Origin of the sequence: Schaalia naturae (genome assembly GCF_042665795.1) — a bacterium.
In the GTDB taxonomy this organism is placed as follows: Bacteria; Actinomycetota; Actinomycetes; order Actinomycetales; family Actinomycetaceae; genus Pauljensenia; species Pauljensenia naturae.
Window position 1 is genome coordinate 788677 of the sequence record NZ_JBHTEF010000001.1, and the last position, 13653, is coordinate 802329.

At 74.5% G+C, this 13653-nt stretch carries 12 protein-coding genes; 6 read left to right on the forward strand and 6 right to left on the reverse strand.

Annotated features, from left to right (window positions below; translation table 11 throughout):
* Positions 1 to 30: 30 nt before the first annotated feature.
* On the reverse strand, positions 31 to 2340 hold the full coding sequence (glgX, locus tag ACFQWG_RS03425) for a glycogen debranching protein GlgX (protein WP_380972129.1): 2310 nt from the start codon (positions 2338 to 2340) through the stop codon (positions 31 to 33).
* Positions 2341 to 2504: 164 nt separating this feature from the next.
* On the opposite strand from glgX, the gene ACFQWG_RS03430 reads away from it, so the two are divergent.
* The 4 genes from ACFQWG_RS03430 to mnmA are packed head-to-tail and all read left to right on the forward strand — an operon-like array spanning position 2505 to position 6746.
* Positions 2505 to 3287: an electron transfer flavoprotein subunit beta/FixA family protein gene (locus tag ACFQWG_RS03430; RefSeq protein ID WP_380972130.1), complete on the forward strand. Its 783-nt coding sequence runs from the start codon at positions 2505 to 2507 to the stop codon at positions 3285 to 3287.
* 2 nt (positions 3288 to 3289) lie between these two features.
* Entirely contained in the window at positions 3290 to 4288 is a 999-nt protein-coding gene (locus tag ACFQWG_RS03435) for an electron transfer flavoprotein subunit alpha/FixB family protein (protein ID WP_380976198.1), read from the forward strand.
* On the forward strand, positions 4285 to 5550 hold the full coding sequence (locus ACFQWG_RS03440) for a cysteine desulfurase family protein (RefSeq protein ID WP_380972133.1): 1266 nt from the start codon (positions 4285 to 4287) through the stop codon (positions 5548 to 5550). The genes ACFQWG_RS03435 and ACFQWG_RS03440 overlap by 4 nt, the downstream gene beginning before the upstream one ends.
* Complete coding sequence (gene mnmA, locus ACFQWG_RS03445) at positions 5547 to 6746, forward strand: tRNA 2-thiouridine(34) synthase MnmA (RefSeq protein ID WP_380972136.1); 1200 nt, start codon at positions 5547 to 5549, stop codon at positions 6744 to 6746. Before ACFQWG_RS03440 ends, mnmA begins: the two co-directional genes overlap by 4 nt.
* Positions 6747 to 6759: 13 nt before the next feature.
* Here mnmA and ACFQWG_RS03450 read toward each other — a convergent pair whose 3' ends face one another.
* Together ACFQWG_RS03450 and ACFQWG_RS03455 are read right to left on the reverse strand one after the other, a co-directional pair.
* Positions 6760 to 7461 (reverse strand): beta-carotene 15,15'-monooxygenase, encoded by a 702-nt coding sequence (locus ACFQWG_RS03450; RefSeq protein WP_380972138.1) that lies wholly within the window; start codon positions 7459 to 7461, stop codon positions 6760 to 6762.
* Positions 7458 to 8141, reverse strand: coding sequence for a SatD family protein (locus ACFQWG_RS03455; protein WP_380972140.1), 684 nt, complete (start codon positions 8139 to 8141; stop codon positions 7458 to 7460). The genes ACFQWG_RS03450 and ACFQWG_RS03455 overlap by 4 nt, the downstream gene beginning before the upstream one ends.
* A gap of 194 nt (positions 8142 to 8335) precedes the next feature.
* On the opposite strand from ACFQWG_RS03455, the gene ACFQWG_RS03460 reads away from it, so the two are divergent.
* Complete coding sequence (locus ACFQWG_RS03460; RefSeq protein ID WP_380972142.1) at positions 8336 to 9856, forward strand: aldehyde dehydrogenase family protein; 1521 nt, start codon at positions 8336 to 8338, stop codon at positions 9854 to 9856.
* A gap of 21 nt (positions 9857 to 9877) precedes the next feature.
* Here ACFQWG_RS03460 and ACFQWG_RS03465 read toward each other — a convergent pair whose 3' ends face one another.
* The 3 genes from ACFQWG_RS03465 to ACFQWG_RS03475 are packed head-to-tail and all read right to left on the reverse strand — an operon-like array spanning position 9878 to position 12609.
* Positions 9878 to 10765 (reverse strand): HAD hydrolase family protein, encoded by an 888-nt coding sequence (locus ACFQWG_RS03465; RefSeq protein ID WP_380972144.1) that lies wholly within the window; start codon positions 10763 to 10765, stop codon positions 9878 to 9880.
* Entirely contained in the window at positions 10762 to 11724 is a 963-nt protein-coding gene (locus ACFQWG_RS03470; protein ID WP_380972147.1) for a ketopantoate reductase family protein, read from the reverse strand. Before ACFQWG_RS03470 ends, ACFQWG_RS03465 begins: the two co-directional genes overlap by 4 nt.
* Before the next feature lie 57 nt (positions 11725 to 11781).
* Positions 11782 to 12609 carry an aldo/keto reductase gene (locus ACFQWG_RS03475; RefSeq protein ID WP_380972149.1) on the reverse strand — a complete coding sequence of 276 codons (828 nt, stop codon included), beginning with the start codon at positions 12607 to 12609 and terminating at the stop codon, positions 11782 to 11784.
* Between the two features lie 90 nt (positions 12610 to 12699).
* On the opposite strand from ACFQWG_RS03475, the gene ACFQWG_RS03480 reads away from it, so the two are divergent.
* A complete protein-coding gene (locus ACFQWG_RS03480; protein WP_380972150.1) occupies positions 12700 to 13635 on the forward strand; it encodes an AEC family transporter in 936 nt (311 codons plus the stop codon).
* The last annotated feature ends 18 nt before the right edge of the window (positions 13636 to 13653 follow it).

Below are 13653 nucleotides of genomic sequence, written 5' to 3' on the forward strand. Positions count from 1 at the left end.
AGGCGGTCGCCGGGTGCCGGGGTCCCGCCCTCACCGCCGCAGGGGGACGGCGCGGTCCGACAGCAGCACGACCATCGACTGGGGCTCGAGTTCCAGGGCGGCGCCCGCGGCCGCGCCCTGGAGACCCTCGGGGAGGTCGTGGAGGCCGTCGAGGCCGGCCGAGGGGTCGATGCCGCCCTGGCGGGGGTTCGACCACGACGTGTCGGCGACGACCACCCAGCCGGCGGCCTCGTGGCCGGCCGCCAGCGTGACCGCCTGGTCGTCCAGGGTCCCGTTGAACACGATGAGCTTGTCGCGGTCGCCCAGCGGCGAGCCCGAGCCGAGCATCTGGAAGACGCGGTTCTCCTGGCGCGACCAAGCCCCCTGCGACATCGGGGTCCCCGCGCGCGTCAACCACGCGACGTCGTCGATGGAGTCGCCCGGCGCCGCCTGGCCGGTCGAGAACCCGGGCACGCGCAGCACGGGGTGCTCCCGGCGCAGCCACAGCAGCCACCGGGCCGTCTCCACCTGGTCGAGCTGGTCCTCCGACAGGGTCCAATCGACCCAGGAGATCGGGCCGTCCTGGCAGTAGGCGTTGTTGTTGCCGTACTGGGTGCGTTGGAACTCGTCGCCGGCGGTGATCATTGGGGTGCCCGCCGACACGAGGAGCGTCGTCAGCAGGTTGCGCTGCGAGCGCTGGCGGGCGGGGAAGAGATCCTCGACCAGGCCCGCCGCGTCCCGCGTGCCGTCCGGGGTGAGGGCCGAGGCCACCGCGCCCTCCAGCCCGTGGTTCCACGAGAGGTTGTGGGTCGAGCCGTCGCGGTCGCCCTCCAGGTTCGCCAGGTTGTGCTTGTGGTCGTAGGCGGTGAGGTCGGCCAGGGTGAAACCGTCATGCGAGGTCACGAAGTTGACCGAGGCCCGGCAGCCCCGGTCCGACCCCGCGCCGTGGGTGAACAGGTCGGCCGAGCCGGACAGCCGGGTCGCCAGGTCGTTGGGGCCCTGGACGGGGCGTCCGCGCGAGAGATCGCGCATGTCCGCCAGCCAGAAGCTGCGCACCGAGTCGCGGAAACGGTCGTTCCACTCCGACAGCGGCGTGGGGAAGCCGCCCGTCTGCCAGCCGCCCGGACCGAGGTCCCAGGGCTCGGCGATCAGCTTGTCGCAGGTGAGCTCCTCGTCGGCGCCCATGGCGACGAGCAGGGGATGCAGAGGCGTGAAGCCGGTCGAGAAACGCCCCAGGGTGGTCGCCAGGTCGAATCGGAAGCCGTCGACGCCCAGGTCCCGCGACCAGTGGCGCAGCGAGTCCAGGACCATCTGGACGACGCGCGGGTGGTCCATGTTGAGCGTGTTACCGGTGCCGGTGACGTCGACCATCTGCATCGGGCGCGAGGGCGTGTGGCGGTAGTAGAGCTCGGAGTCCAGGCCTCGCCAGCACAGCGACGGCCCGGCGTCCGAGCCCTCGCAGGTGTGGTTGTAGACGACATCGAGGATGACCTCGAGGCCCGCGTCGTGGAGGTCGGAGACCATGGAGCGGAATTCGTCGACCACGGCCTGCGCACCGCGGCGGCGGGCCGCCGCGGTCGCGTAGGAGGGCTCGGGCGCGAAGTAGGACAGCGTCGAGTATCCCCAGTAGTTCGTCAGGCCCCGGTCGGAGAGGAAGGACTCGTCGTGCTTGGCGTGGACGGGCAGCAGCTCGACGGCGGTGACCCCCAGGCGGCGCAGGTGGGCGACGACGGCGGGATGCGCGAGCCCCGCATAGGTGCCCCGCAGAGTCTCGGGCACCTCCGGCATGAGCTGGGTGAACCCTTTGACGTGGAGCTCGTAGACGACCGTCTCCTCCCATGGCGTGCGGGGCTTGGGGCTGAGGGCTCCGGGCGCGCCCGTCACCACCGAGACGGGGACGTGGCCGGCGGAGTCCAGGTCGGACTTCACCAGCGGGTACGTGGTGGGGAAGAGGTCGTCGTCGACCTGGTGGGCGTGGATCTCGGGCCCGAGGTCGACCGTGCCCTCCAGGCCCCGGCCGTAGGGGTCGAGCAGCAGTTTCGCGGGGTTGTGGAACAGGCCCCCGTCGGGGTCCCATGGCCCGAAGACCCGGAAGCCATAGCGCAGTCCCTCGCCGACGCCGTCGAGATGCCCGTGCCACACTCCCGACACCGGGCCCCGCAGCGACCAGCGCCGCTCGAAACGGGGGCCGCCCTCGTTGACGATGCAGAAGTCGACGCGGGTGGCGCGTCCGGCGACGACCGCGATGTCGATGCCCGAGCCGCGCACGTGTACGCCGAGGCGCTGCGGGGTGGGGTTGGGGGCGGGGATCGGCTGCGCGGGGGGCTCCCACGCGGGGCTGGTCCCTGTGCGGCTGGCCATGGGCTCGCTCACCTTCCAGGCATCGGACACGGTCATGGCGTCGTGCGCCTCCCCGAATCGTAGCCGCCGGACGGGCGCGCCCCCGCCCGGGAGCCGCGTCCCGGGTGACCTTCGCGACGAAATAGGGAAGGAGCCGGGTACGGAAAATGTGGCACGCTGGGACCATGAGAATCGTGGTGTGTGTCAAGCACGTGCCCGACGCCCAGTCGGACCGCCGCATCGAGGACGGCCGCGTCGTGCGCGGCGAGGACGACGTGCTCAACGAGCTCGACGAGAACGCGGTGGAGGAAGCGGTCAGCCTCGTCGAGGCCCACGGCGGCGAGGTCGTCGCCGTGACGATGGGACCCGAGGACGCCCACGACGCGGTGATGCGCGCCCTCCAGATGGGAGCCGACCGCGGCGTCGTGGTCACCGATGACCGCCTGGCGGGAGCGGACGCGATCGCGACGGCGGCCGTCCTGGCGGCGGCGGTGCGGCGCCTCGGCTCCGAGGCTCCGGTCGACCTGGTGGTCACCGGCATGGCGAGCCTGGACGGCATGACGTCGATGGTGCCGGCTGCGCTGGCCGCCGAGCTGCGCTGGCCTGCGCTGGGACTGGCCCACGCCCTGGAGGTGTCGGGGGCCGAGGGCGACTGGCGCGTGCGCGCCGAACGCTCGGCGGATGGATTCGACGAGGTCTCCGAGGCCGGAGCCCCGGTGGTCGTCAGCGTCACCGACCAGATCAACGAGCCGCGCTACCCGAGCTTCCAGACGATGCGGGCCGCGCGGGCGAAACCGGTCGAGCAGTGGACCCTGGACGACCTCGCGGAGGGGGAGGGCCTGCCCCCGTCCTCGACCCGGGTCCTGGAGGCGGGTGCCGTCGGGCGCTCCGGTCCCGGCACCGTGATCGCGGACTCCGGGGACGCGGGGGAGCGGCTGGCGCGGTACCTGATCGAGGAGGCGGAGTGAGCATGGGCGAGGTCCTGGAACGTCCGATCGTCGTCCTCGTCGATCATCTGGACGAGGCGGAGGGCGGCGGGCTGGCCCCGGCGTCCGCGCAGCTGCTGACGCTGGCCCGGTCCCTCACGACGGGCGGGGTCGTGGCCGTCGCCCCCATCGACTCGCCGGATCTCGCGGCGTTGGGGGAGCAGGGCGCCGCCCGCGTGCTGGCGCCCGACCTGGCCGGGCGCTCCCCGCGGGTCCCCGCCGTCCTCGCGGACGCCGTGGAGGGGGCCGTGGCCGAGGTGGAGGATCCCGCGGCCGTGCTCGTCGCGTCGGACTACCGCGGACGCGAGGTCGCCGCGGTGCTCGCGGTGCGCCTGGGCGGCGGGGCGGTCGTGGACGCCGCCGGCGTCAAGGCGGAGGGCGGCGCGCTCGAGGTCCGCAAGTCCGCGTTCGCCGGCACATGGGCCACACGGGTGCGTCTGACGGGGCGGGTCCCGGTGATCGCGGTGCGCCCCTCCAGCGTCGAGGCCCGACCGGCCGCCGAACCGTCTTCGCCCGAGGTCGTCCGCGTCGCGGTCGGGTCCTCGCCGGAGTCCCTGGGCGTCGAGCTCGTGTCCTCGACGCGGCAGGAGTCCACGGGCGGCGTGGCGCTGGCGGACGCCCGGGTCGTCGTCGTGGGCGGCCGGGGGACCGGCGGGGACTTCGGCCCCGTGCGCGCCCTCGCCGATGTCCTGGGCGGGGCCGTGGGCGCCACGCGCGTCGCCTGCGACGAGGGGTGGGCTCCCCGCGCCCTCCAGATCGGGCAGACCGGCGTCTCCGTGGCCCCGCGGATCTACATCGGACTCGGCGTCTCCGGCGCCATCCACCACACGGTCGGCATGCAGGCCGCCCGCCGCATCGTCGCCGTGGACGACGATCCCGACGCCCCGATCTTCGACATCGCGGACTTCGGCGTCGTCGGCGACCTCTTCGAGGTCGTCCCCCAGGCCCTTGAGACCCTGAGGAAGGAGCTGGGCGGGCAGTGAGCCCGGACACCGTCCATTACCTGGACCACGCCGCCACCGCCCCCGTGCGCGAGTGCGCCCTCCGGGCGTGGGTGGGGGCGACGCGCGCCCTGTCGGCGGCGCCCGGCAACCCCTCGGCGCTGCACGCCGGCGGCCGCTCCGCCCGTCGCCTGCTCGAGGACGCGCGCGAGCGCATCGGCGCGGCGCTGGGGGCGGACCGCGCGGAGGTGATCCTCACCTCGGGGGCCACGGAGTCCGATGCCCTGGCCGTGGCCGGAGGCGCGCGCGGGGCGCGCGCCCGGGACCCGCGGCGCACCCGCGTGCTGGCGTCCGCCCTCGAACACGACGCCGTGGGCGCCCAGAGCGCGGTGCTCGCCCCGGCGGGTTTCGAGTGGACCGTCCTGCCCGTCTCCGCGCTCGGCGTGAGCGTCGTCGACCCGGCCGCGCTGGCGGAGGCCGCCCCCCGCCTCGCCGTGGCCTCCCTGTCCATGGTCTCCTCGGAGTTCGGGACCCTTCAGCCCGTGGCGGCGCTCACTGCGGCGCTGGCGGGCGGCGACGGATCCCGGCCCCTGGTCCACACCGACGCGGCGCAGGCCGTGGGCGTCCTCGACGTCGACTTCCACGCCCTGGGCGTCGACCTCATGACGGTCGGCGGACACAAGATCGGCGCCCCCGCCGGAACAGGCGTCCTGCTCGCGCGCCGGGGGACGCCGTTGGTCACCGACCGTCCGGGCGGCGGCCAGGAACGGGGCATCCGCTCGGGCACGCCGGATGTGGCCGGCGCCTGCGCGCTGGCCGCCGCCCTCGAGGAGGCCGTCGCCCAGCGCGAGGCCCTGCGCCGGCATCTCACCGGCCTGCGCGCCCGGCTCCTGTCCGGGCTCCCAGCGGGATCCCGCGCCACGCTCGGCCCCGAGGCCCCCTGCTCCCCGGCCATCGCGCACCTCTCCGTGGACACCGCCCATCCGGAGGCCGTGCTCCTGGCGATGGACGCCGCCGGCGTCCTCGTCTCCGCCGGCTCCGCCTGCCACGCCGGAGTCACCCGGCCCTCCGCCGCGGTCCTCGCACTGGGGCGCAGCGAACGGCAGGCTCTGGGGGTGCTGCGCGTCTCCATGGGTCCGACCACCTCCGCCTCCGACGTCGACGCCCTTCTCGCCGCGCTGCCCCAGGCGATCCGCGCGGGACAGAGGCTGGACGTCCGCGACCGGGCGAGCCGCCCACGCCGCCCGGAGCCCCGGGCGGGCGCGCCCACGGCTCCCGCCACCGTCGGGGGGGCGCGGCCATGAGGATCCTCGCCGCGCTCTCAGGGGGAGTCGACTCGGCCGTCGCCGCGGCCCTGGCCGTCGAGGCCGGGCACGACGTCGTCGCCGTCCACATGGCCCTGTCGAGCCAGCCCCAGGCCTGCCGCATCGGGTCCCGCGGATGTTGCTCCGTGGAGGACGCCGGGGACGCGGCCCGCGCCGCCGAGATCCTCGGCATCCCGTTCTACGTGTGGGACCTGGCCGAGGACTTCGAGCACAGCGTCATCACCGACTTCGTCGCCGAGTACCGGGCGGGCCACACCCCCAACCCCTGCGTGCGCTGCAACGAGTTCGTCAAGTTCCGCGAGCTCGCCGAGCGAGGACGGGCATTGGGCTTCGACGCCGTGTGCACCGGACACTACGCCCGGATCGCGGACGGAGCAGCCGGCCCCGAGCTGCACCGGGCCCGCGACGAGGCCAAGGACCAGTCCTACGTGCTCGCCGTCATGGGCCGCGAGGAGCTCTCCCGCGTCGTGCTGCCGCTGGGCGAGGCGCCCTCGAAGGCCTGGGTGCGCGCCGAGGCGGCGCGCCGCGGGCTCGGCGTGTCGGCGAAGCCCGACTCCTACGACATCTGCTTCATCCCCGACGGGGACACGCGGGGCTTCCTGCGCTCAAGGCTCGGGTCGCGCCGCGGTGACATCGTCGGCGTGGACGGCGCAATCCTCGGCTCCCACGACGGGTACTGGAATTTCACGGTCGGCCAGCGCCGCGGGCTGCGCCTCGAGCGTCCGGCCCCCGACGGCGCGCCGCGCTACGTCGTGGAGACGCGGCCGGAGGCGAACCAGGTGGTCGTGGGCGCCTCCGAGCTGCTCAGCGTGGATCGCATCGCCTGCCGGGACGTCGTGTGGCTCGCACCCGACGACGCGGGAGCCGTGGAGGGGGCGGCGACGGAGGCGTTCGGCCCCTCGCTGGAGGGAAGGCGCCTCGCGGAGGTCCCGTCGCGGGTCCTCACGGCCCAGGTCCGTGCGCACGGGGCCCCGTCGGTGGTGCGGGGGGTCGCGCGCGCGGGCGGGCGCCTGGTCGTCGACCTGGCCCGGCCCGTCCGGGGCATCGCCCAGGGCCAGTTGCTGGTGCTCTACCGGGGGACGAGGGCGATCGCCGAGGCCACGATCGGGGCCTCGGCGCGCGCCGGGCTCCCCGGCTCGGTCGACGAGGGCGTCCCGGACGCTCAGAACTGCTGATATCCGAGGTGTATCAGTAGTTCTGCAGACCGTGCAGGGCGGCTGCCGCCAGACCGGCCACGAGCCAGCTGGTCATGGAACCGATGAGGAACTCCTCGGCGGCGTCACCGGCGTTGTCGCGGGAGATCTCCGGGAACCGCACGATGCCCTTCGCGGCGATGACGGCTGCGATCGCGGTCTCGGCGCCGGACAGCGCCAGACCGACGATGAGCAGCCGTTCGAGGGGGCCGATCACGCGTCCGCCGCGCAGACGCGAGATCCGGCGTTCGGGGCGTTCTCCCGTCCGCGCGGGGGCCGGGCCCACCCGGACCGAGGCGAGCACGGCTCCGACCAGGCGGTTCGCAGCCGGGCCGAGCAGGATCAGGACTCCGGGGACGGCGACCAGGAGGGGCGGCCCCGCCAGCGTGCCGGCGCCGGTCGGAAGCGGCCAGACGAGCGCCGCGGCGACTGCGACGGCGAGGAGGGCGTCGCCGGCGATGAGTCGGGCCGGCGCGGACGGGGGAGCGCAGGCGGACAGCGCCCACCACAGGGCGGAGACGGCCGCCGCGGCCGCCGAGGCGGGAGGCGCCATCCCGAGGCCCCACACGCCCAGCGCGGCCGCGGCGAGGGCCCACGCGGCCCCGGCGAGGACGCGCCACCGGCGACGTCGCAGGCCCGGCACCGACGGGACCAGCGAACCGACGCCGGCGGCGAGCAGGAGCAATGCGGCGGTCACCGGCCCTCCTCCAGCAGCATCCGCTGGACCAGGAGGAGATCGGCGGCCCCGGAGCGGTGGGCCGACTGGGAGACGGCGGATTGGCCGATGCCCTCCTCGGCGCCCAGATCCACCTGGGTGCGGCCCATGAGCAGCCCCGCCGCGATGCGTCGCTCCCGGGCCTTCATCCGGGCGATGACATGGTCGCGGATGAGGAGCAGCCCATTGGGGACCGCCGTCGCGGGACCGTCGTCCGTCGCGCACATCCAGGTCCGGGCGGTGGGGTGCCCGGAGTCCTCCAGCCGGTGGGCGCGGTCGATGGCGTCGCGGGCGGCCCACCAGGCCGACCCGTCTTCCAGGGACGCGCCGTCGTGGGCCGTGGCCTCCAGCGTGAGGGCGTCCCCGATGCCGATGCCGAAGCGCAGGCCGAGGTCGACGGGCAGCAGCAGGTGGACGCGGGCGGTGTAGGCCACGGCGTCCTCGCGCGAGCCGAGGACGACCTGGAACTCGTCGCCGACCGTCGCCCAGGGGGCGCGGCGGACATCGAGCCCCTCGCCGGCTCGTTCGAGCACGCCGAGGATGGCGGCCTGCGCCCCGGCGCGGTCCGGGAGCGTGCGGGAGCCGACGATGTCGGCGATGAGGGCAGCGGTGCCCCCGTTCGCGGACGTCTCGGAGGCCTCGGAGTCGGGCGCGGCGTTCATGGGGTGACGATATCACTGATATCTGGTTGATATCAGCTTTTCTGCGTCCCGGGTCGGCTCTCCGCCGTTCCTCCCGGAACCGCGCGGCCGCAGACATCTCGCGTGAGCGCCGTCGCGGGCGGGGCGCTCGGCCACCGCCTAGGCTGGTGGCTCGACGGGCGGAGCCGCGCCCGGCACCCGCCTAGGAGGCCCCGATGACATTGACGCTCACCGAGCTCACCGCCGGCATGCCGATCCCGTACGGCGGCGACCGGATCGCCGTCGTCGACGAGAAGCTGGCCCGCGCCTTCCGGCCCGGAGACGCGCTGTACGTCGTCCAGCAGACCGGCGCGCTGCTGCACGTCCCCTCCGATGTGCGCCGGGCCGTCACACGGCAGGTCGACGCCGCCGTCGAGGCGTTCACGGCGCTGCGGGCCGTCCCTCCTGACGCGATCGGCGCGTTCTTCGACGAGTTCGCGTCCCGCCTGGAGGAGGGGTGGGAGAGGATCGAGAGGGCCAACGAGGCGGATGTCGCGCGCGCCAGGGGGCGCGGCCGCTCGACCACGCGCCTCGAGGTCTCGGGGCGCGTCGGCGAGGAGATGACGGCCGGCCTGCGGGGATGGGCGCGACGCGTCGGCGGGGAAGGCCCCGCCGCCCTGTCGAGGCCCGTGGGCCGTGTCTCCCATGACGGCTGGGACGTCACCGAGGTCACGGCGCCGCTGGGCGTCGTCGCCTTCGTCTTCGAGGGGCGGCCCAATGTGCTGGCCGACGCCGCCGGCGTCGTGGCGACCGGCAACACGGCGGTCCTGCGCATCGGCGGCGATGCCCTGGGGACGGCGGAGGCCATCCGCGACCTGGCGCTGGCCCCGGCGCTGCGGGCATCCGGCCTGCCCGAGGGCACCATCGGCATCGTCCCCGTGCGGGACCGGTCGGCGGGCTGGGCCCTCTTCAGCGATCCGCGGCTGGCCCTGGCCGTCACCCGGGGCACGGGGCGGGCCGTCATGGAGCTGTCGGCCGTCGCCCGCCAGGCCGGCGTCCCGGTCTCCGCGCACGGCACGGGCGGCGCCTGGCTCGTGGCGGACGCCGCCGCGGACGCCGCGCGCTTCTCGGGCGCCGTCGAGCACTCGCTGGACCGCAAGGTCTGCAACACGCTGAACGTCGCGGTGGTGGTGCGGGAGCGGGCCGCTGAGCTGGTGCCCGTCCTGCTGGAGGCCGCGGACCGCGCCGCCGCGAGCCGGGCGGGCGTCGGGGCGCGCGCCCGCATCCACGTCGCGGAGGGCTCGCAGCAGTGGGTCGGCGCGGGGGAGTTCGCCACGAGCATCGCCGTCCGCCGGGCGCAAGGGGACGTGACGGAGCCGCGGGCCGACGTGCTGGCCGTCGACGGGCTCTCCCGGGAGTGGGAGTGGGAGGGGACCCCCGAGCTCGCGCTGCTCGTCGTGGCCGGCCTGGATGAGGCGATCACGGCCGTCAACCGGTGGAGCCCCCAATTCGTGGCCTCCTTGATCTCGGAGGATCCGGCGGCCCAGGAGCGCTTCCGCCAGTCGGTGAACGCGCCCTTCGTGGGAGACGGGTTCACCCGCTGGGTCGACGGGCAGTACGCGCTGGACGAGCCCGAGCTGGGGCTGTCGAACTGGCAGTCCGGGCGCCTGCTGGCCCGCGGCGGCGTGCTGACGGGCGCCACGATGACGACGCGCCGTCTCTTCGCCCACCAGGGGAGCGGCGACCAGCACCGCTGATCGGGGACCGGCCGACGGCCCTCAGATCAGGCCGAGCCCGGCGAAGGCGCGGGCCAGGCCGTCGTGGTTCACGCCGGAGGTCAGGCGGTCGGCGGCCTCCTTGGCGGCCGCGCGCCCGTTGCCCATCGCGATGCCGACGCCGGCGGTGCGCAGCATCTCGACGTCGTTGGAGGAGTCCCCGACGGCGACGGTGCGCTCCAGAGGGACGCCCAGACGGGCGGCGACCTCGGTGAGGCCGGTCCCCTTTGAGATCCCCCAGGGGACCATCTCCGCGTGCTGGTCCTGCCTCATCGTCAACGAGCCCGGGATGACGTGGAACCGCCCCAGGAAACGGCGGGCGACATCGTCCAGGGCCACGGGCGAGGCCGGCGGCAGGATGAACGTGCACTTCGACGCCGTGGCCGGCACGCCGGTGTGCAAGGACGGCGCGACGAGCCGCAGGTAGGGCGACCATTCGCCGTCGACACCCTCGGCGCCGGCGCCCCCGCGCGGACCGGAGAAGGCGTCCATGAACGTCGGCGAGGTCCACAGGCCGTCGGGCAGCTGCCAGACCCAGGCGGCCCCGACGCCGTCCAGCCAGGCCGAGGCGGCGGCGACGTCCGCGCTCGGCGCGCGATGGTCGAAGACCGGGCGGCCGCCGATCTCGCCGTAGGCTCCGCCGCTCCCGACGATGCCGGAGAATCCGAGGTCCCACAGCCACGGGTAGACCTCGGGCCGTGAGCGTCCCGTGCACAGGAACAGCCTGTGCCCGTTGTCCCGCGCCGCCGCGCAGGCGGCGCGGGCGGAGTCCGGCATGCGCTGACGGGAGTCGATCAGGGTGCCGTCGATGTCGAGGAACACCAGGCGCCCGGCGTCGTCCGGAGCCTCGCCTCGGGACCCGGCCGTGTCCCGCGCGCCGTCGCCGCTCATACGTGCCCCCGATGCGTGTGGAGGCCCAGGACCGCGCAGATGACGCGCTGAAGGGGGACGTCGACGCCGGACTCGTCGGCGAGGGCCACCAGAGCGCCGTTGAGGGCGTCGAACTCGCTGGGGCGGCCCTGCTCGAGATCGCGCTGCATCGAGGTGGTCGATCCGGCCTGGACGGCGTCGAGCTGGGCGAGCACCCGGGCGCAGTCCTCGTCGGTGAGCGCGACGCCGCGCGCCGTGGCGACAGCGCGGACCTCCGCCAGGGACTGCTCCATGAGCCGCCGGGTCGGCGGAAAGGAGCGGACCTCGCCGGTGGTCGCATGGGCCAGGGCGTTGACCCCGCCCATCGTGCAGATCAGCGCGAACTTCTCCCACAGAGCGCGGTCGATGTCGCGGGCCAGCCGGGCGGAGACCCCGCCACGGGCGAACGCGTCGGCCAGCGCCTGCGCCCGGGGATCCGCTCCGCCGGCCTGCCGGTCCCGCGGGTCCGGGCGAGGGGACCCGAGGGGGCGCGCGGCGATCGCGACCGCCGGACGCCCACCGGTCTGGCGGACGCGCCCCGGGCCCTCCAGCCAGGCGACGATGTTCGCCGTGCCCGGGAGAACGTGGTCCGCGCCGATGCGCCGACCGAGCATACCGGGCGCGGTCACTCCGTTCTGCAGGGTGAGGGCCACGGTGCCCGGGCCGATGAGCGGGCCGATGCGCCCGGTGGCGTCCTCGAATTGGTAGAGCTTGACGGCCACCACCACGGCGTCGACCGGACCGATGTCTCCCGGATCGGAGGTGACGGAGGCGGGGTGCGCGCGGGCCTCGCCCTCGTCGGTGAGGTCGACCACGCCGCCGCCGCGAATCGCCTCGACGTGGCGGGGGGTGGTGACCAGGTGGACCTCCTCGCCGCCGCGGATCAAACAGGAACCGAAGTGCGCGCCGACTCCGCCGGTGCCGATGATCGCGATCCTCACCCCAGCAGTCTCCCACACCTCCGGGGGAGGGAGGCTCCCCGTTGGGGAGCCCCGGTCCTACTCGTTCACGGTGGCCGGATCCGGTCCGATGCGGGTCCCGGCCTCCAGGGAGTCCAGCGTCTCGAGGTCAGCCGGCTCCAGGCGGACGTCCACCGCGCGGAGGTTCTCCGCGATGCGCGAGGGCGTCACGGACTTCGGGATGGCCACGCGGCCGCGGGCCAGGTGCCAGGCGAGGACCACCTGGGCGGGGGTCGCGCCGACGCGCTGGGCCACGGAGACGATCTCGGCGACCTCCAGGTCCGCTCCGCGTCCCAGCGGGCTCCAAGCCTCGACGGCGATCCCCAGCCGCGCGCAGGCCTGGAGGATCTCCCCCTGCTGGAGAGTGGGATGGCACTCGATCTGGTCGACGGCCGGCACGCGCCCGCCCAGGCCGACCACGCGGTCCAGGTGCTCGGGGAGGAAGTTCGACACGCCGATGGAGGTCGTCAGGCCCTCGTCGGCGGCCCTCTCCATGGCCTCCCAGGTCGGCAGGTAGCGGTCGCGGGCCGGTGTGGGCCAGTGGATGAGGTACAGGTCGACGTGGTCGAGGCCCAGGCGGTCCAGGGAGGCCTCGAGGGCCGGGCGGGTCGTGTCGGGCCCCTGGTCGGAGTTCCACAGCTTCGTCGTGACGAAGACCTGGTCCCGGGGAAGGCCGCTGGCCGCGAGGGCGCGTCCCACGGCCTCCTCGTTGCGGTAGATGCGGGCGGTGTCGATGTGCCGGTACCCGGCCTCGAGGGCGGTCTCCACCGCCTCCTGGGTCTGGTCCTCGGGCACCAGGAAGACGCCGAACCCCACCTGCGGGATCGACGTGCCGTCGTTGAGCGGCAGTGCGGGAACAGCGGACATGAGGTCTCCTTCGCCGAAGGTCTCGGACACGTCCATCTTGGACCACGGAAGCCGGTCCGTCCCGGCGGAGGGGAAGGATACCGTGGGGCCATGGGCGACATCATCCAGAGCATCTGCGCGATCGCGCTGATCATGGCCGTCGGGTGGATCGCCCGGCGCAGCGGCGCCCTGGGGCCCCACGCCTCCCACGTCCTCTCGGACTTCGTGTACTGGATCGCCTCGCCCGCCCTGCTCTTCTCCACCATCTCGACCACCGACGTCGCGGCGGTCCTGGGCGCGCCCCTCGCCGTCGCCGCCGCCTCCGGGGTGGGGACGGCGATGACCTTCTGGCTCATCGCGGGCCCCCTCCTGCGCGCGGACCGGCCGAACGTCATCCTGGGCGCGATGTCGTCCTCGCTCAACAACGCCGCCTACATCGGGATCCCGATCGCCGTCTACGTCCTGGGTTCCGCCTCCCACGGCGTTCCCATCATGGTGTTCCAGTTGGGGTTCTTCACACCGATGTTCTTCGTGCTGGCCGACCTGGCGGGGTCGGGGCGCAGGCCCACCGCGTGGGGCATCGCGCGAAGCGTGGCGACGAACCCGATGGTGATCGCCGCGGTCCTGGGCTTCGTCTGCGCCTTCTTCCATCTCCCCGTCCCCCGTCTCCTCGCCATCGCCACGGAGATGACAGGGCAGTCGGCGCCGCCGGTGGTGCTCATCGCCTTCGGGGCCTCGCTGGTGGGACAGTCCTTCGCGATCCGCTCGCGCCTGGGACACCTCGTGGCGATCGCCTCGGTCTTCAAACTGGTGCTCGAGCCGGCGCTGGCCTGTTTCGTCGGCGCCCTCCTCGGCCTGAGGGGCGTGGACCTCATGGCGGTCACCGTCATGGGCGGCCTCCCCACCGCGCAGAACGCCTTCGTCGCCTCCTCCCGCGCCCACGCCGGCGAGGAGATCGCCCAGGGCACGGTGCTCATCACGACGCTCGCCTCCCTGCCGATGACGCTGCTGACCGCGTGGGTCTTCCACGCGGTCATCGGGGTGTGAGGCGGGGGCCCGGCTCCG

Excerpts from the sequence above, each read along its gene's own strand:
- ACFQWG_RS03480 (WP_380972150.1), top strand. The coding sequence starts at position 12,700 with ATGGGCGACATCATCCAGAGCATCTGCGCGATCGCGCTGATCATGGCC.
- glgX (WP_380972129.1), bottom strand. The coding sequence starts at position 2,340 with ATGGCCAGCCGCACAGGGACCAGCCCCGCGTGGGAGCCCCCCGCGCAG.
- ACFQWG_RS03465 (WP_380972144.1), bottom strand. The coding sequence starts at position 10,765 with ATGAGCGGCGACGGCGCGCGGGACACGGCCGGGTCCCGAGGCGAGGCT.
- ACFQWG_RS03435 (WP_380976198.1), top strand. The coding sequence starts at position 3,290 with ATGGGCGAGGTCCTGGAACGTCCGATCGTCGTCCTCGTCGATCATCTG.
- ACFQWG_RS03475 (WP_380972149.1), bottom strand. The coding sequence starts at position 12,609 with ATGTCCGCTGTTCCCGCACTGCCGCTCAACGACGGCACGTCGATCCCG.
- ACFQWG_RS03455 (WP_380972140.1), bottom strand. The coding sequence starts at position 8,141 with ATGAACGCCGCGCCCGACTCCGAGGCCTCCGAGACGTCCGCGAACGGG.
- ACFQWG_RS03430 (WP_380972130.1), top strand. The coding sequence starts at position 2,505 with ATGAGAATCGTGGTGTGTGTCAAGCACGTGCCCGACGCCCAGTCGGAC.
- mnmA (WP_380972136.1), top strand. The coding sequence starts at position 5,547 with ATGAGGATCCTCGCCGCGCTCTCAGGGGGAGTCGACTCGGCCGTCGCC.
- ACFQWG_RS03460 (WP_380972142.1), top strand. The coding sequence starts at position 8,336 with ATGACATTGACGCTCACCGAGCTCACCGCCGGCATGCCGATCCCGTAC.